The organism is Micromonospora sp. WMMD734 (assembly GCF_049178975.1).
In the GTDB taxonomy this organism is placed as follows: Bacteria; Actinomycetota; Actinomycetes; order Mycobacteriales; family Micromonosporaceae; genus Micromonospora; species Micromonospora wenchangensis.
The window spans coordinates 3,033,973-3,051,672 of the sequence record NZ_JBMHMK010000001.1; the positions used below are offsets into that span (position 1 = coordinate 3,033,973).

Consider the following 17,700-nt stretch of genomic DNA (forward strand, 5'->3'; position numbering starts at 1 on the left):
GCCGGGCGCAGCACGGCGACGCGCTCGCTACGGATCTGGTCCGCAACGCGTTGCGATCCTCGCCCGGCGCGGTGGCCGGGCGCAGCGTGGGTACGCGGCCAAGATCCCGAACACGTTGCTGCTGTTGCGATCCTCGCCCGGCGCGGTGGCCGGGCGCAGCCAGCGCGTCCTGCGGGCCCATCGCGTCGGCGTGCTCCGGTTGCGATCCTCGCCCGGCGCGGTGGCCGGGCGCAGCCACGTTCCCCTACCTTTCCGACCCGCGCTACTCGCGTCGGTTGCGATCCTCGCCCGGCGCGGTGGCCGGGCGCAGCGGCGCACCCCGACCAGCATCTGCCTCTGGCCCTGCCCGTTGCGATCCTCGCCCGGCGCGGTGGCCGGGCGCAGCTACAGGGTCAGGTTGTTGGCCTTGGTCGAATCCCTTTGGTTGCGATCCTCGCCCGGCGCGGTGGCCGGGCGCAGCCCGGCCGGCGAGCTGGTCCTGCACCACGCGGCACGCGTTGCGATCCTCGCCCGGCGCGGTGGCCGGGCGCAGCCCGAGGACGTCGACGAGCTGGCCGCCCAGTTGCCGAAGTTGCGATCCTCGCCCGGCGCGGTGGCCGGGCGCAGCCTCATCCGCGCGAGCCTCACCCCGCGAGATCGACCCGTTGCGATCCTCGCCCGGCGCGGTGGCCGGGCGCAGCTCGATCTCACTGCCGCTGTCGTTGAACCGCGCGACTTCGTTGCGATCCTCGCCCGGCGCGGTGGCCGGGCGCAGCCGATTGGATGGTGACGCTGGTCGACCACGCGAGGATGTTGCGATCCTCGCCCGGCGCGGTGGCCGGGCGCAGCGCCAACGCCTCCCACAACCTGCGTGACGTGCTCGCCGGGTTGCGATCCTCGCCCGGCGCGGTGGCCGGGCGCAGCGACCCAGCGTGGCCCGCGTTCGTCGGCCTGGGCGAGACGTTGCGATCCTCGCCCGGCGCGGTGGCCGGGCGCAGCGTGGGTGGCAATCCAGAGCATCGCCGCTCCCAGCCACAAGTTGCGATCCTCGCCCGGCGCGGTGGCCGGGCGCAGCATGGAGATGGCGGTGGCGGCGGCGGCCACGACGTAGTTGCGATCCTCGCCCGGCGCGGTGGCCGGGCGCAGCGCGAGTGCTGCGGGCGGGGCGGGGTGGCGACGGTGTTGCGATCCTCGCCCGGCGCGGTGGCCGGGCGCAGCGAGACGGAGAAACGCGCCGCACTCCGGTCGGTCGACGTTGCGATCCTCGCCCGGCGCGGTGGCCGGGCGCAGCCTGCGGTACGCGTTCCGTGCGGCGCACGGCGGATAGTGTTGCGATCCTCGCCCGGCGCGGTGGCCGGGCGCAGCCGCGATCGCCGCCGCGATCACGGCCGACGCCGGGTCGTTGCGATCCTCGCCCGGCGCGGTGGCCGGGCGCAGCCCGGTGCGCAGGTCGAGACGGACATGCGCGGGCTGCGGGTTGCGATCCTCGCCCGGCGCGGTGGCCGGGCGCAGCGCTTTCTACCCCGCGACCAGGCGTTTGACGTTCCCGATGTTGCGATCCTCGCCCGGCGCGGTGGCCGGGCGCAGCCACCTCCGACTCGCACGACGTCACCACGTACGGCAAGTTGCGATCCTCGCCCGGCGCGGTGGCCGGGCGCAGCCCCCAACAGGAATTCGTCATCGGCCAGGGCGTCAAGGTTGCGATCCTCGCCCGGCGCGGTGGCCGGGCGCAGCTTCCTCCTCCCGGCCAGCAAGCGGCGCGGCGGAGGTTGCGATCCTCGCCCGGCGCGGTGGCCGGGCGCAGCCCCAGCTCCGCCCCGCGCCCGTCGGCGGCGGCCCCGTTGCGATCCTCGCCCGGCGCGGTGGCCGGGCGCAGCCTCCCACACGAGAGGATCACCATGGACACGTTCCCGTTGCGATCCTCGCCCGGCGCGGTGGCCGGGCGCAGCCTCCCACACGAGAGGATCACCATGGACACGTTCCCGTTGCGATCCTCGCCCGGCGCGGTGGCCGGGCGCAGCAACGGAGCTGCTTCTGCGCGTCGTACATGGCCCGCAGTTGCGATCCTCGCCCGGCGCGGTGGCCGGGCGCAGCAACAAGCACACCTCCACCGCCCAGCCGGGCGGATGGTTGCGATCCTCGCCCGGCGCGGTGGCCGGGCGCAGCCCGAGTCCGATGCTGGCAACCTTCAGGGTTCCCATCGTTGCGATCCTCGCCCGGCGCGGTGGCCGGGCGCAGCGCAGCTCGGTCAGGTTGTCGGCACCGGCCGCGTCAACGTTGCGATCCTCGCCCGGCGCGGTGGCCGGGCGCAGCCCGGGTTTGCAGGTCCAGTGCCGGCTGCATCAGCCGGTTGCGATCCTCGCCCGGCGCGGTGGCCGGGCGCAGCACACCGCGACGCTGCGCGGGCGGCTTGGCCTCGACGCGTTGCGATCCTCGCCCGGCGCGGTGGCCGGGCGCAGCCCTCACGGATGATGACCGGCCGCGACGGGTACGCGCTGTTGCGATCCTCGCCCGGCGCGGTGGCCGGGCGCAGCGATGTCACGATCCTGCGGCCGGTTCCCGCCTCCGCCTCGTTGCGATCCTCGCCCGGCGCGGTGGCCGGGCGCAGCCCGGGGCGCGAATGGTCATCTGCTCCGAGGTCAACGTTGCGATCCTCGCCCGGCGCGGTGGCCGGGCGCAGCCAAGTGGCCACGCGACACCGCCGCCGCGATCGACATGTTGCGATCCTCGCCCGGCGCGGTGGCCGGGCGCAGCACAAGGTGGATAAGACCTTGGAGCCGAGATTGCAGGCGGTTGCGATCCTCGCCCGGCGCGGTGGCCGGGCGCAGCGGCTCACGAACAGCAAATATTGACATTCTGCGATAGCAGATCGCCTTGATCGCGGTCCGTTTTGTTCGTCTGATCCATATTCAGCCCCTCGGAACCTTCCGGGCTTTTGGCGTCTACCGGGGGTTCCTAGATCATCAAGCCCCCGACGGGTTAAGGGGTCTCGGTTAGCCGAGATACTTAACCCCCTTCACACACCGATTCTCGCGTGCACCCTCGGGTTATAGCTAACGTGGGGCGGCAGCGCATCGACAGCTCTTGTAAGCGGTAGTGCCTCTCGAAGGTCGTCGGCGATCGACCAGATGAGACTACCGTGACGTACTCACAAGGCTCCTTGCGAGGATCATCGAACGACAGGTGATACACGCCCAGTGCAAGGCCGAACGCACCACCGAGCAGGCAGCGGCGTGCCCGGCGGCAGCAGCCGAGGCGTCACAGGAGTCTTCTACCAGGCGATCGGCAGGCGATCAGCGAACAGCTCGCCGGTCGGACCGTCTGATGGCAGGGTTGCGAGCCACACGGGTATATCGACACCTTCCCCCGGCGTCCGGTCGGGCTCGCCGTGCGCCATCCACGTGTTCATGCGTCCCGGTGAGCATACGTTAACCAGGATGCCGGTGCCGGCCAGTTCGGCCGCGAGGACCCGGGTCAGCGCGTTCAGAGCCGCCTTGGACACGCGGTTGGAGACGTTCGTGTAGCCCATGGTGGTGAGCGAAGCGAGGTGGCTACTGATGTTGACGATGCGGCCGTAGCCGTTCTTGTTCATCTCCGGCACGGCGGCCGCGCAGCAGCGCCACGTGCCCAGGAGGTTGGTGTCCAGGGCGGGGTGTCCACGGCACAATGGCCCGAATTCACCCATAGCGTCGTCGTCCCCTGCGGGCCCTTCGTCGTATCAGTCGCGGTTCAGGCGGCGATTGGTGCCGGTAGCGGCAGACGCGGAACTCGACCGTTGAGGGCAACGTCGCCGCCGAGCAGCGCGAGGATCGGCGCGACGGCCATGTCTGGGTCGCTGTCGGCCCGGCAGGTGAACACGTCGATGTGGGCGAGCCCGAGCTCGGGCCACGTCGACACGGTGATGTGGGACTCGGCGAGGATCAGGACGCACGTCGCGCCGTGCGGTTGGAACGGCTCGATCAGTTCGGAGCGGGCCGTGTTGCCCAACAGGCGGCACGTCTCCCGCATCGCGGTCATGATCTGTCCCGGGTCGACGTCGGCCCTGGCGCAGTTGGTCACGTCGTAGACAGCGTGGATCACGGGTGCTCCGATCAGGCGGCGCGGGGCGCGGGACGGGTGGCCAGGTGCTCGTTGAGCAGGGCGGTGAAGTAGTCGACGGTGTAGGAGCGGTGCAGCCGGCGCGGGTCGCTGGCCCACCGGGAAACCTCGGCCCACAGGATGTCGAGGACGTGGTCGCCGTGCTCGGCCAGCAGGACGTCGAGGTTGAGGAACAGCTCGGGCAGGTCGGCGTACGCGCCCTTGGCGACGTACAGGCTTTTGGATAGCTTGCCGCCGGTGCGGTCGACTACAAGCGGTGTGAACACGGAGACGGGCCAGTCGTGCGGCGGTACGCCGAGGGTGGCCAGGCCGGGCGCGAGGACTTGGCTGTGCCAGGCTCCGCCCCAGTCGGCGCCGTCGGCGGAGACGGAGCAGGCGTCGTACAGCTCCCGTTCGGCCGCGAGGAGGTAGCCCTTCTGGATCGAGCGGACCGGGGTGTTCGCGTCGTACCAGCCGCCGCCGTCGACCGGGACGTGTTCGGTGTACGGGCCGTGGTCCGGGCAGATGCTGTCGAGTTGCACGGCGTCGGGCAGCGCGGTGATTCGCAGGTGCTTGCCGGCTTTCTCCATGAGACGGCATGCGGGGCAGCGGGGGCGGACCTTGACCACGCCGTCGGTGGGGGCGCAGATCGGCGCGAACGCGTCGAGCTGCCGGGCGATGTGGTGCAGGCACTCCCGGACTGGACGCAGGTTCTGGTAGACGGTGTACGGCCGTACCTCGTAGGGCACCCCGGAGCGGTCCCGGGCCCAGTCGAGAAGCCGCCGGAACCCGTCGGTTCGGGTGGCTTCGTTGAGGCGGCCCGCGTCGATGAGGTCGCCGACGGTGCGGGTGTACTGCTCGCCGCCGCGCTCCAGGTGCTCGGCGGGTGCGTTCTCCAGGGCGTCGAAGACCACGGTCGCGGGAAGCCCGAGGTCGTCGGCGGCGTGCGCGGCGAACGCGAAGACCGTCAGGATCGTGACGGTGGTGCCGAAGTGCGGTACGCCGTTGAGCTGCGCTGCGGTCGTCACGCGAAGCGTGGACCGGCTGGCTGCTGCGGCGCGCAGCAGGTCGGAGTTGCGGTTGGTGAGGTGGGCGATGCCGACCGGCGCGAAGATGAGGGTGGTGCTGGGGGTGGTCACTGTTTCCTCCCGGTGTAGAGCCACAGGCTGGGGAACTGTGGATCGACGCTGGCTACTCGGTGCAGCAGGTGCGGGTGGATGCCGGCATCGGCGAACGCGCGACGGTAGAGGCCCTGCGTCAGCGTGACCCGGCCGGCTTGGCGGGACGGTTCGGGAGCCCAGTTCGCGCCGGCGCACCAGCCGCCCGGGGCGAGCGGGACGTGCGCCCTGCGCCAGGCGTCGAGGAAGTGCTCTGGGGTTTCGGCGAGGCCGAGCAGACCGAACTGGGTGATCAGGTCGGTGCTGCCGGGGGTCAAGGCCAGCGACGGTCCGTCAAGGCAGTCTGCGACCAGGGTGCCGGCCAGGGACCGGCACCGGCGGGTGAAGTCCTCGGCGGTGCGGTGGCACATTCTCAGCACCGTCGTATAGGCGGGGCGTGGCTGGCCTTGAGCGGCGTACCGGGACAGGATCGCCAGGCGGTCCGGGTCGACGTCTATGGCGATGAGATGGTCGGCGGTGAGCGGGATCGACCACAGCAGCGACTCGGAGCCGGCACCCAGATCGCACCAGCGGCGGACGGGCGGAAGTTCCGAAAGGGCGGCGAGGACGTCCTCGGTACCCATCCCGAACTCGAATTCGGCGTTGTAGTAGCGGTTCCAGTAGGGGTCGGCCGCCGCGACGGTCTGCCCGGTCATGTCGGCGCTGCGGCGAGGAGGACTTCGGTCAGCTGGCCGAGCCCGGGCCGGTAGGTGGCCACCTTCATACCTGCGGCCGCTGCGGCGTCGGTGACCGACGGGCGGTCGAGCAGCCGCAGGGTGACGGTGTGCTCGTACACCTGGGTGTCGTCGTGCCGCAGAACGAAGTCGATGCTGACGCGGTCGCCGGTGCGGCGCTGTCGACGGTGGCGCACCAGCGTGCCGCCGGAGGGGGCCGGTATCACGCGGTCGATGAAGGGCGCGTCGCCCCGCAGCGGCTCGTAGAAGCCGCACCTCTCGACCGGTTCGCCTAGCAGCGCCTGAATGAGTACCTGGCCGCCGGGGTTCAGGACGCCGGCGAGTGGTCGGAAGATGTCCGGTAGCGGCATAGCGTCGGCGAGCTGGTTGAGGGCGCCGTTGGGCACCACGATCAGGTCGACCCGCAGTTGCTCGGCGGTGAGCGTTTCGAGCCGCGCGTGGATCAGGCTGACGTGCGGCATGCCTGCGACGTTCTCGGCCGCGGCGTCGAGCATCTCCGGGCTGGCGTCGATGAGCACCGTGGTGCATCCCGCAGCGGCGTAGGCCCTCGGGTAGTGCCCGGTGCCGGAGGGGACCTCTGCCACGGTCAGGCCCGGGCGCAGTAGGTCGTCGAGCAGGTGGGGGACGGTGAGTCCGGCGGCCACCTCCGCTGCGTACGTGCCGGCGCGGGCGGCGTATCCGGGCGTCGCGGCGGTCACCGCGTTATCCCGTAGAAGCGGGCGTGCTGGCGGACCACGGGGTGCGTCAGCGCGCCGTCGGCGGTGATCTGAGCGGTCCGCACGGCGGTGTCGTCACGGCCGCGTAGCACGGTTTTAGCCAGTCGTACCAGGTACGGCGCGGCGTTCGCGGCATACGCGTGGCTCGCGGTGACCGGCACCAGCGCGGGCCATACGTCTACCTTGACGTGCAGCACGCCCCGGACGATCCTCGGCGGGTCGCCCGGTTCCTGCACGGGTCCGGCCGTCGGGAGGTAGCCCGGCCCGTACCCGCAGGTGGCGTCCACAATGACCGCGCCGCGTCGCATGTGGTGCAGGTCGGTGGTGTCGATCATCGGCGGGGTGTCGTGGGTCGAGATCAGAATGGCGCCGATCACGAGGTCGGCGCTGGCCAGAGCCTCGCGGAGGACCGCGCAATCGTTGGCGAGCACGGTGACCCCGGTCGGGGCTTCGGCCTGGTATTCGTCACGGGACGTGGGGCCGCTGGTGAGGACGGTGACGCGGGCTCCGAGCTGCGCGGCGGTGAGCGCAGCGGCGCGGCCGACGTTGCCGCTGCCAATGACCACGACGTTCGCCGGGTCGGCTCCCGGCAGGCCGCTGGGGAGGACACCGCGCCCGGCCGGGTGCTGCAACGCCTGCGTGCCGGCCAGGACGGCTTGTACGCCGGCGATGTGGCCGCCGGGGCGGCCGAGGGGGAACTGGCCGTTGTCGGCCAGGAACTCGTAGCTCCAGGCGTTCACCTTCGTGGACATCAGCGCGGCGAGCAGATCCACGTCGCCCTCGGCGTGGAACAGCGCGCCGATGTGCTGCCCGGGCCGTAGGCGGGTGAGGTCGCCGGGGTCGGGCGACTTGTAGCGCAGCACGAGTGGTGCCGCCCATACCTCGTCGGGCGTGGTGAGTCGCACTCCGGCCTGCTCGTAGGTCGTGTCGTCGATGAAGATGCCCTCGCCGATGCCGGGCTCGGCGTGGAGGTCGAACCCGGCGTCGGTGAGCGACCGCGCCAGGGTGGGGGTGAGGATCGTGCGGCGCTCGGGTCCGCTCTCGCGAGGGAATCCGATGGTCTGTGGGGGGTGGGGGCGCACGGTGGACGACCTCCTGAGGATGTGCCTACTGGTAGTGGCACCCTCACCCGCCGTGCAGGAGTGGGCCAGTTCACGGATGTCGTCGAAATATCTACCGCTTGTTCATCGACCAGTCGCGAGAACGATGAAAGCCCAGGTCAGCGAGATGCGAGCAGACCGAGAAGTGTCCGATGGTAGACAGCCTGCACCGCAGGGATGGACGCCAGCCGAATCCGCTCGTCCGTCGCATGCAGCCCTTCGTAGTCGACGCCGAAACCGGCCGTCGCCGGGATGCCCAGACCAGCCAGGTAGTTGCCGATGTTCGACGGGCCGGCGATCTTCGGCGACGGGGCGAGCCCGTAGCGCGTAGCGGCGTTGACCAGCTCCCGCACCATCGGGTCGGTGTCCGCCAGGGCGTACGGCGGCCATCTGGTCGTGATCTCGACGTGGGTCGGCGCAGTGTCCGGCCACCTTCGGTCGACTGCCCGGACGCACTCGCGCACCAGCGTCTCCCCGGCCCGATCGTCCAGCGAGGGTGTGAGCCGCACGTCCACGTTCACGGTGCACAGGTCCGGAACGACGGAGTAGCCCTCTCCACCGCTGATCGCGGTCACGGTCAGCTTGGGCAACGGTGGGAAGGCTTGGGCGGGCCCGGGTAGCGGTGCGTCGCGCAGCTTCTGCACCAGCTCCGCGGCCTTGACGATGGCGTTCGGTGTCGGTCGGCTGCCGCCCGAGTGGCTCGACACCCCATGCACGTGCAGCCGGGCCCGAAGCACGCCGCGGCCGCCGACGACGACATGGTCGCCGCCTGGATAGCCGATCATCACGCCAGCGATGGGCGGGGCGTCACGGAAGTACGTCTTCGCCCCACCGAACACGCCGGTGTGCTCGTCGACGTCGAAGAGCAGCACGACGCTGCCGCGCAGCCGATCGCGGACCGCCGCGAGGCGCACGCCGATGTGCGAGAAGACCGCGACGGCAGCTTTGGAGTCTGCCGCCCCACGGCCGTAGAGCCAGCCGCCGTCGGAGGCGGCCGATGTCGGAGCATGGGTCCAGGCGGCCTCGTCGCCGAACGGGGCGGTGTCGAGGCAGGCGTCAAGCACATAGCGTGGTCCTGGCTGAGCGCCGTGCATCTCGACCACAAGGGCGACGGCTTCCCCACTGGGCCCTTTCAGCCGGCGCGCCGGCAGTCCTCGCCCGGTGAGCCATGCTTCGAGGTGGTCGAGCGCCGGACCGTAGGGGTCGATGCCGCCTCGGCTGGGAAGGCGGACCAGGTCTCGGGTGAGGGTGATGACGGAGTCGTGGTCGTGCTGCGCCGCCTGCCACACCGGATCGTGGGTCACCCGCTACTCCCGCTCTCGCAGCACGTCCAACGCTTGCACGTCGGCCACCGTTTCGATGCGTCGAGCGGCAGCGTACGCCTGCCGGCCGTGGTCGAGCAGGCGTGAGGCCGGCCCGGCGCCGAGCATCACCCCGGAGTCGAACGCCTCGTGGGAGGTCAGTGACGGGATGGGAACCACGGCCGCCCGCTCACTGGCCACGAAGAACCGCTCCGGAGCCAACGGGTCTTCCTCGATGCCGAGGTTGAGCGTCTTCACGCCCAAGCTGCGGTCGCGCGGATCGCGGATCTCCAGGAGCCGCGCCAGGTGCTCGCGCAGCACCCGGTAGTGAGGTGGGCCGTGCAGGACGCGGTAGAAGATCAGCGCGGGGCTCGCCACGAGGGCGGCTTCGATCGCTTGCAGGTACCCGGTGCTACGTGACCGTGAGCCGGTGACGATGAGGCATTCACGGGCCTGCGCCACGACGGTCAGCATCGCCTCGTTCAGGTCGGCATACCGGGCCAGCAGTTGTGGCCCGTCGCCATGGTCGCCCAGGTGGTTGTCCTGGTGGGTGAACAGCTCGTCGACGCTTTTGCCGTAGATGGCGCACAGCGTCTTGCGGTGAGCGTGGCTGGTGGTGTGCCGGCCCAGCTCCCAGCCGCTGATCATGGTCGGGGTGACGCCGGAATGCCCGCCGGTGGTGCGTTGGTCGAACGCTTCGACGACCTTCTCCAGGGTCCACCCTCGCGCGAGGCGGGCACGGCGCAGGGGGGACGGCTCCTTGGGGGTTGCCTGACGACGAATGATGACTTCCACCTCCCAGTCGCCGCGGCCGAGGATGCCGCTAGTGACCGTGCACGGTCATCTCGCGGGTCGGTGAGTCGGCCGTGACCTTCTCGCAGATGCTCAGCAGTTCGGGATGGTTGCGCAGCCGGGTGTAGCCCTGAGGGGGATGGAACGAGCCGAGTTCGATCTTGAGCTGATCCAGCGGCATCCCCGGGTACTGAACGACCCGCTGAATGGGGATCGCGAACGCTTGTGGCAGGTCCTGCACATACTCGAACACCGAAACGCCGTTACCCACGCGGGCCTGCTCGGCGATATCAGCGATGCGCTGCGGTGTGTCCACCACAGCGGGCCCCAGGTCGATCACCGCGCCAAGGCGGGACACCGGGGCGGTGAGGAAGACGAACCAGCGTACCGACTGGCCGGTCAAGAAGCGGCGTCGGAACTCGTGACGCTTCTCGCCGGCCCAGATCAGGTCGAAGTAGACCGGGTTAAGCGACATCAGCACCGGCTCCCGAACGTCGTCCGAGGCGTCGTCGAAGAGGCTGGGTTGGGCGCTGCCGGTGAACAGATTCATCGTCACCCTATCCATCATGCGGCCGGCGTGGTCCTGGAGGTAGCCGTCCAGGTCAGTCGGTGTGTCGCCAGGTCGACCGGCGGTGCGGCCTCCTTCCGGCCGCCACCGACGCCGCCTGGTTGCAGGCGTGCTTCTCAGGTCAGTCGACGCCAGCCGGTGGGCATTGACCTCGTCGGTCTTGTTCAGGTACATCGCGCCGGTCAGTGTCTCGGCGTAGGCGAGCGAGATTCGAGGGCGGTATGGCCCCGAGGGCCCACGCCCCTAGGGTCTGGGCGACCGGGGCCAGCAACGGGACACGATGGCCATCAGACCCTGTGGGCAACGCCGCACCGCCGCGTGCGTGGCGATCAACGTCTTGCCCGGCCTGCACGCGGCGAACACCTGTCTCCTGCCGTCGTGGGTGGTGTGCTCGGCGGTCACCTCAACCGCTTCCTGCTGGTCTTCCCGCAGCGGTGGCACCGCCTCGCAGGGTCTTCGGTCTAGGGAACGTCGGGCCGATAGCGGCCCGACGTTCTGCCGCGTGCAGCCGTGTCCGGGGCGGTCAGGGTCCTGCGGTGTCTGCGGGGTGGTTTCTTGACGACCCCGCGGCAGAGGGCGGTCTGGCCTGGGTTATGGGAGTTGGCCTGTGTGGATTGCCCAGGCGATGGTCTGGTAGCGGCTTCGGAATCCGGTGCGTTTGTTGAGTGCTTGTAGTCGATTGATGATGGTGCGTTCGTCGGTGTTCATGGTGTTGGCGATCTGGCGGACGGTGTGTCCGGCGGCGGTGCTGCGCAGGATGGTGGCGGTGTGGTTGTCGAGGGTGATGGGTGTGGTGGTGGGGTGGGGGGTGGGTGGTAGGGGGATCAGGTGGTGGCGGGCTGCCCAGGCGACGGCTTCGATGGTGGTGGTCACGCCGAGGCGGCCGATCATGGGCAGGAGGACCCGTCGTTGGAGGAAGGCTTTGGAGACTCCCAGTCGGCGGGCGGTGTCGGTTTGACTCATGCCGGCGGTGATGAGGCGGATCGCGTGGGTCTCTCGGGGGGTCAGGGTCGGGGTGGGTGTGGTGGTGTTCGGGGTGGTCGGGGATTGGGTTCGTTGGCGTTCGTCGGCGCGGATGACGTGTTCCCAGATGGGCGCGCAGGACACCGGTGCCCACGGCGTGTGGGGGTTGCGGTGGGTGTGTCCGGCGTCGGCGCAGGCGGCGATTGCTGCTGAGGCGAGTGGGTGCCCCATGTGCCAGTACCGCTGGTGCCGTCGGGGCGGCGGTGGCGGGGCATCGGGTGCTCGGGCGGGTGTGTCGTTGTGGCGGCGTCGGACCATTTTCAGTGCGGTGCGGGGTGTGAGGTCGCCGATGAGGAGGCGGTGTTGCTCGCCGGGGGTGAGGCGGAGGAGGGTGATGCGGTCGGTGACCCAGCGTGTGGTGGTGCCCAGGCTGGTGGCGATGTGAGGCACGGGTAGCTGTTCGACTCGTACGAGGTGTGCGAGGGCTTTGGCTTGTGCCAGTGGTGTGTATCCGCCGTCGATGTGCCAGGCGAGTTGTTGTAGGGCCCGTGCGGCGCCGGTGAGGTGGCGTCCGGTGATGACGCTGATGTGGGTGTGTCCGAGGCGGCGCATGGCGGTCCATCGGCGTTGCCCGTCGAGGATCTCGCATATGCCGTCGGGTGTGGTCGCGATTCTGATCGGGTCTTTCTGCCCGGCTTTGTCGATGGAGCGTTGCAGGTTGATGCTGTCGGTGGTCGGGCCGCGCCAGTTGATGCCCGGGGTGACGTCGTGGATCGGGATCCGGTAGATCACGGTGGCGACCGTCGCCGTGGTGGAGGGTAGGACCGCAGGGGCGGTAGGAATGGGGCTCATGGGTGTCCCAAGGTCGTCGCAGAGGTAGGGCGGACGTCGGGATGACCGGAGTCATCCCGCCGTTGTCTGGTTCGGTCTGCGGATCGGCGGGTGACGGGGGTGGCGGTAGCGTCGATGCGGGATACGAGGTGGGCGGCGGCGTCGATGACGTCCTGCTGGTGGGGGCGCAACGGTTCGGCGGTGTAGGCGGCGACGACGGTGGCGTAGGGGTCGGTGATCCGGGTGGTGGTGCCGGTGAGTTCTTCGAGGACGGCCAGGACGCAGTAGGGGGTGTAGAAGGGGCTGTAGCCGCCTTCATGGGCGGCGATGAGTCGTCCGTGGCAGAGCCGGTCGGCGGCGTCGACCAGCAGGCGGGTCATGGCGCGGTAGGCGCTGGTGGTGAGCATCTGTCGGGCCATGGGGTCGAAGACGTTGGCGTCGACGCCGTTGGCGAGCAGGATCAGGTCGGGGCGGAAGCGGTCGAGGGCGGAGATGACGACCTGGTGCATGGCCTGGAGGTAGGCGGCGTGGCCGCTACCAGCCGGTAGGGGCACGTTGAGTGCGTAGCCGTGGCCGTCGGCGATGCCGTTGTCGTGGGTCCAGCCGGAGTCGGGTGGGAAGCAGTTGGCCTGATGTAGGGAGATGGTCAGGACGGTGGGGTCGGGGTAGAAGATGGCTTGGGTGCCGTTGCCGTGGTGGGCGTCCCAGTCGACGATCGCGACCCGACCCATGCCGTGGACGGTTTGGGCGTGGCGGGCGGCGATGGCGAGGTTGTTGAACAGGCAGAAGCCCATGCCGGTGTCGGCGGTGGCGTGGTGTCCGGGTGGGCGGGTCAGGGCGTACCCGTTGGTGATGTCACCGTCGGCGACAGCGGTGACGAGGGCGAGCAGGCCTCCGGCGGCGAGGCGGGCGATGTCGTAGCTGCCGTGCCCGACCGGGGAGTACCCGTCCCCCGCGTCCCCTCCCCCACGCCGGTCGCTCTGCGTGCGAATGTGCTGCACGTGTGCGGGGGTGTGCACCCGGAGCAGCTCGGTCATGGTGGCCCGCCGGGGCTCGATGACCATCAGTTCGGCCAGGAGCCCGCAGGCGTGGATCAATTCGTGGGTGCGGCGTTTCGCCTCCGGGTTCTCGATGTGCACGGCGGGCTGCACACCCGCGGCCGGGTCGGCGGGTAGCAGGCCGGCGCTGGTGCCGGTGTCGTGCCACAGGTACGCGGGGTGGAAGACGTAGCCGGTGCTCACAGTGATCGCCTCGCAAGGGGGTCGGCAGACAGGTTCGGGCAGCGGTGAGCAGGTGCGCCGCGACGCGGGCAAGCAGGCGCTTGGGAAGCCAGGGCGGCGGAGCGGCAAGCAGCGGTCAGGGGGTGCCGACGCCAGCGGTGGGTGAAGACGTTCGCCGGGGACGGGGGATCGACCTCGGCAGGTATGGGTGACCCGGGTCGGGACCGCCAGCCGGCGCGGTGGCGTCGGTGAGGTCGGCGACGAAGGCGTCGATCTGCCCCTGAGTGACCCCGGGCATGCAGATGAGGTGACTGACGTCCGCGTCGGTCGCGAGGAGCCACTTCGCCCGCACCGCGGCGGGTGGGGTGGGCAGGACGACGGTGAAGGCGTGGGGATGTCGCCAGGCGGGCCAGCCGATGGCGGTGAGCTTGTCGACGGTGTACGCGGCGAGACGGCGGGCTTCGCTGACCCGCCACCGGTGTCCCTCCCGGCCGTGGGTGGCGATGGCATGCCACAGCAGGGCGGCGGCCAGCCCACAGCGCGATCCGGTGACCGTGGTGTCGAGGGTGGCGGTGTAGGTGACCGGGGCGCCCTCGCGGCGGAGGCTTTCGCGGATGAGGACCACCCCGCACGGCGTCGGCACCCCGAGGAACTTGTGCCCCGACACCGCGATGCTGCCGATGCCACTGCCGTCGTCCAGGCGCAGCCGCCCGTCGAGGGCCAGGGGAATTCCGGACAGGGCCGCGTCGACGTGCACATGCCGGCCCGGCACCTCGACGGCGTCGAGGACCGCCCGGATGCGGGTGGTGTCGTCGACGGCTTCGGTCATGGTGGTGCCGGCGGTGGCGACCACGATCGCCGGCCACCGCCGGTGGCGGCGCACCCGGAGGGCGAGGTGGTCGTAGTCCATCTCCCCGTCCGCGCCGGCGTTGACCACCACACCGCGTGCTCCGAGCATCTCGATGATCTTCGGGATCGAGTAGTGGGCGGCCGTCGAGTAGTAGATGCGGGCGGTGGGGAGGCGGCGGCGGGCGGCGTGCAGGGCGGAGAGGTTGCCTTCGGTGCCGCCGGTGGTGACGTAGCCCCACCGGTCGTCGGCCGGCATGTGGAGGGTGTCGGCGAGCCAGGCGATCACGGCTTGTTCGAGGACGCGGGTGTGCGGGGTGCCGCCGGTGTCGGTGGGGTCGCCGATGTTGTTCCAGAGGCGGTGACCGAGGCGGGCCATCACCTCCCGATGGTCCAGGTCGACCGCGCCGGGGAAGCCGATGCTCGTCGGCGCGGCCGTGTCGGCCTCGGCGACCAGGTGGTCCAGGACCGCGGTGATGTCAACCGGCGTACGACTGAGGTCCGCGGCCTCGGTGAGAGGCGCGGGGGTGTGGGTCATGCCGGACGTCCCGCGAGAAGGTGCCCGGCGAGAGTGCGGTGCAGGCGGGTGAGCTGCGCCCAGGTGTCCCGGGTGACGGTGTCGCCCTGCTCGGTGAGGTGCTCGTGCGGGTTGTAGTGGATAACCCGGTCCGGGTCGAGGGGCTTGGTGCAGCGGACGCCGTCCGCGCCGATCGGGGCGTGCGGGTCGCGGTCGACGTGCAGGGCGGTGCCGTCGGTGAGCAGGACGAAACACTGGCCCTTGAGGTCGAACACGGAGCGGCGGCGGTGGTCGTCGGGGTGGCGTAGGGTCCGGGCGAGTTGCTGCCAACGACCCTGATCGGAGTCGAGGGTCGTCACCCCCACCCCCACGTAGACGGCCCCGGCCGGCAGGGTCATGTCGCCGCCGTTGACCATCGACCCCTGCGGGCCCAGCGGATGCCACCGGCGGCCCGCCGCCCCGGCCCGGGTGATGCTGTCCCCGACGACGTCGGTGAGGTCGGTCAGCAACCTCGGTAGGTGCTGGGATTCCGGGGAGGCCAGCCACAACCGGTAGGCGGTGTGCAGCTGGTAGCCGTGGGGTTGGGCCGCAGCGTCGGAGACGAAGAACAGCATCACCCCGTGCGGGCCGAGCGCGTCACGCTGCCCGTACCGCTGGTCTGCTTCAATCATGTGCCCGGTGTTCAGGCGTTTCGCCCGGTAGACGACCTGCTGCCGCAGATCGGCCCACCATCGGGTCTCGGCCGACACCGCGCCGTCGGGCTCCCCAGGTTGTGGGGGTGGTGACGGGGCGTGCTCGGGTGGGGTCGGGTGGACGGGGACGTCCCGGCGGTGTGGTCGCTCGTCGGGCATGCGGTAGTCCGGCGGCGGCTGGACAGGGCTGGGACCTGGTGGGGGTTGGTGGTCTGCTGGTCGGCGGGGGCCGGGTGGTGACGTCGGCCGTGGGCGTTCGGGTCGCCAGGCCGGGTCCAGCGGGTCACTGCTGTAAAGCCCCCGTGCTGCTGGCGTCTGGGCGGTGTAGGTCTTCATGATCGGGTCGTCCTCGGGGTTCAGATGGAGATGTGCAGGGCGTCGGGCACGGCATGCGTCTTCGGGGTGCCATGACCGATGCCCGCGTACACCTCGGGTCGAGTGCGGCGCAGGCGTGCGGCCCACACGCCGCCGGCGGTGGCGGTCGCGGCGAGGATCGCCGGAAGCAGCAGCGGATACGGCGACCCTGGTGCGGCTCCGAGGAGGGAGCCGACGTTGCCGACCATCGCGACCAGGACCACCGACCCGCCGAGCACCCCCAGCACCGGTGCGACCCTCCACTGCCAGGTTCCGGCCCGTTGACCTCGCACGGCGGGTGGGGCGGTCAGCGCGGCAATCGAGGCGGCGAGGAGGAGGCAGAGCAGGCCGAGTGCGCCGAGGGTGGACAGCCAGGTGAACATCACCGCCACCGGGTCGACCCCGGCGACCGCGAACGCCGCGACGACGAGTGCCGCCGTCCCGGATTGGGTGAGGGAGCCGCCGCGCGGGGCGCTGACCCGGGTCGTGCTGTCAGTCCTGGCGAGACCCGTGGGAAGGACACCTTCGCGGGCCATGGCGAACACGTACCGGGCGATGACGTTGTGGAACGCCAACATCGAGGTGACGATCGCGAACACCAGCACCACACCGGCAACACCCACCCACACCGTCCCGGCGGGTTCAAGAATCGTGAACGGCAGGCCGGAGGACGGATCGGCCGCGCGGGCGGCGACGGTGTCCGGGCCGACGGCGACACCCATCGCCCACGCGGCGGCGGCATACACGCCACCCAGCACGAGAACGGCGGTAATGGTGGCCCGGCCGATCGACCGCCGGTCGACGGCCTCCTCCACGAACGAACCCGGGGCGTCGACCCCCATGAACGCCGCCACGCACAACGCCACCGCCCCACCGATCCCCCCAACCGCCAGACCGGAGACGTCGAACCCCTCCCACGACACCGTCCCACCGGCCGGCGCGCCGAGGCCGGCGGCCACGAACAGACCGACGATCAGCAGCGACACCGCGAGGACCCCACCGAGGACCCAGGTCGACAGGGCGATCGCCCGCACCCCGAGCGCACCGACGACGGCCCAGGCGATGCCGGCCCACACCCACCACGTCCCGCCGAGCTGGGCGGCGAGGGTCGCCCCGAACAGGCCGTACAGGCTGGTCTGGATTCCCGTGTACGCGACCAGGGCGACCAGGCCGGCGGCGACACCCCAGCCACGGCTGACACTGTGGGCGAGGATGCCGTAGTAGGCGGCCGGGTGCCCGACCTGCCGGGCGAGCGCGGTGTAGCCGACCATCAGCACCGCCACCACCCCGGTGACCAGGACGAAGGTCAGGGGTAGGGCGGTCACCCGGGTCGTGGCGTAGGTGGTGACCAGACCACCGGCGAGAACCACCATCGGCGCGGACGCCGCCGCACCGAAGATCGACAGACCGGTCGGGGTCATCGTCCGGCGGGCGAGGGCCACCTGCGTGTGGATGCTCATCGCTGCCCCCGCTGCGGGGCGTCCGGGCACGACGGCCTGCGGCAGTCCCGTACCGGATGGGTGGTGACGTCGGCGGCGTGCACCGGCACCAGATACACCGCCGTGGGTCGCACCGGGCCGGTCCGCCAGTAGCTGCGGTCGCGGTCGAGTCGCCGCAACGCCACGTCGGCGCGCGGGGTGAACCCGAACAGGTCGTGCGTGCCGTCCGGCCATTCCCGGCGGAGCGCGTACCCCCACAGGTGCACCTGGGGTTCGGTGCCCGCGTCGTCCGCGCTGGCGGGGGTGGTGGGGCGGGTGCGGGTGGGGGTCAGCCAGGGCGGCAACCACCACCCCGCCGTACGCCTGCGCGGCGGAACCATGACCAGCGGACGCTCGACAACGGCCAACATGAGACAAGCCCTTTCTTCGGTAAGTGGGTGCACGGGGGTGACT

General features: G+C 70.8%; 15 protein-coding genes and 1 CRISPR repeat array (1 of these 16 only partly in view). All 15 genes read right to left on the reverse strand.

Annotated features, from left to right (window positions below; genetic code table 11):
* A CRISPR array of direct repeats spans window positions 1-2,808; the repeat unit is 37 nt; unit sequence GTTGCGATCCTCGCCCGGCGCGGTGGCCGGGCGCAGC; it begins 1,217 nt to the left of the window's first position.
* A gap of 442 nt (window positions 2,809-3,250) precedes the next feature.
* Window positions 3,251-3,664, reverse strand: coding sequence for an SDR family oxidoreductase (locus ACN267_RS12830; protein WP_421488759.1), 414 nt, complete (start codon window positions 3,662-3,664; stop codon window positions 3,251-3,253).
* A gap of 44 nt (window positions 3,665-3,708) precedes the next feature.
* On the reverse strand, window positions 3,709-4,059 hold the full coding sequence (locus ACN267_RS12835; RefSeq protein WP_421488760.1) for an S-adenosylmethionine decarboxylase family protein: 351 nt from the start codon (window positions 4,057-4,059) through the stop codon (window positions 3,709-3,711).
* An 11-nt stretch (window positions 4,060-4,070) separates the two neighbouring features.
* The gene (locus ACN267_RS12840) at window positions 4,071-5,195 is read right to left on the reverse strand and encodes a hypothetical protein (protein ID WP_421488761.1); all 1,125 of its coding nucleotides are present in this window, start codon (window positions 5,193-5,195) and stop codon (window positions 4,071-4,073) included.
* Entirely contained in the window at window positions 5,192-5,869 is a 678-nt protein-coding gene (locus tag ACN267_RS12845; protein ID WP_421488762.1) for a class I SAM-dependent methyltransferase, read from the reverse strand. Before ACN267_RS12845 ends, ACN267_RS12840 begins: the two co-directional genes overlap by 4 nt.
* Window positions 5,866-6,552, reverse strand: coding sequence for a class I SAM-dependent methyltransferase (locus tag ACN267_RS12850; protein ID WP_421488763.1), 687 nt, complete (start codon window positions 6,550-6,552; stop codon window positions 5,866-5,868). The genes ACN267_RS12845 and ACN267_RS12850 overlap by 4 nt, the downstream gene beginning before the upstream one ends.
* A 50-nt stretch (window positions 6,553-6,602) precedes the next feature.
* The gene (locus ACN267_RS12855) at window positions 6,603-7,706 is read right to left on the reverse strand and encodes an NAD(P)-dependent oxidoreductase (protein WP_421488764.1); all 1,104 of its coding nucleotides are present in this window, start codon (window positions 7,704-7,706) and stop codon (window positions 6,603-6,605) included.
* A 137-nt stretch (window positions 7,707-7,843) separates the two neighbouring features.
* Entirely contained in the window at window positions 7,844-9,028 is a 1,185-nt protein-coding gene (locus ACN267_RS12860; RefSeq protein WP_421488765.1) for a M20 family metallopeptidase, read from the reverse strand.
* A 3-nt stretch (window positions 9,029-9,031) separates the two neighbouring features.
* Complete coding sequence (locus ACN267_RS12865) at window positions 9,032-9,820, reverse strand: helix-turn-helix transcriptional regulator (RefSeq protein ID WP_421488766.1); 789 nt, start codon at window positions 9,818-9,820, stop codon at window positions 9,032-9,034.
* 28 nt (window positions 9,821-9,848) lie between these two features.
* Window positions 9,849-10,559, reverse strand: coding sequence for a hypothetical protein (locus ACN267_RS12870; protein ID WP_421488767.1), 711 nt, complete (start codon window positions 10,557-10,559; stop codon window positions 9,849-9,851).
* Between the two features lie 417 nt (window positions 10,560-10,976).
* Entirely contained in the window at window positions 10,977-12,140 is a 1,164-nt protein-coding gene (locus ACN267_RS12875) for a ParB N-terminal domain-containing protein (protein WP_421488768.1), read from the reverse strand.
* Between the two features lie 56 nt (window positions 12,141-12,196).
* Entirely contained in the window at window positions 12,197-13,420 is a 1,224-nt protein-coding gene (locus tag ACN267_RS12880) for a class II histone deacetylase (RefSeq protein ID WP_421488769.1), read from the reverse strand.
* A 115-nt stretch (window positions 13,421-13,535) separates the two neighbouring features.
* Entirely contained in the window at window positions 13,536-14,783 is a 1,248-nt protein-coding gene (locus ACN267_RS12885) for a histidine decarboxylase (RefSeq protein WP_421488770.1), read from the reverse strand.
* On the reverse strand, window positions 14,780-15,433 hold the full coding sequence (locus ACN267_RS12890) for a hypothetical protein (protein WP_421488771.1): 654 nt from the start codon (window positions 15,431-15,433) through the stop codon (window positions 14,780-14,782). Before ACN267_RS12890 ends, ACN267_RS12885 begins: the two co-directional genes overlap by 4 nt.
* A gap of 377 nt (window positions 15,434-15,810) precedes the next feature.
* Window positions 15,811-17,268 carry an APC family permease gene (locus tag ACN267_RS12895; RefSeq protein WP_421488772.1) on the reverse strand — a complete coding sequence of 486 codons (1,458 nt, stop codon included), beginning with the start codon at window positions 17,266-17,268 and terminating at the stop codon, window positions 15,811-15,813.
* Window positions 17,265-17,657, reverse strand: coding sequence for a hypothetical protein (locus ACN267_RS12900; RefSeq protein ID WP_421488773.1), 393 nt, complete (start codon window positions 17,655-17,657; stop codon window positions 17,265-17,267). The genes ACN267_RS12895 and ACN267_RS12900 overlap by 4 nt, the downstream gene beginning before the upstream one ends.
* Window positions 17,658-17,700: the final 43 nt, after the last annotated feature.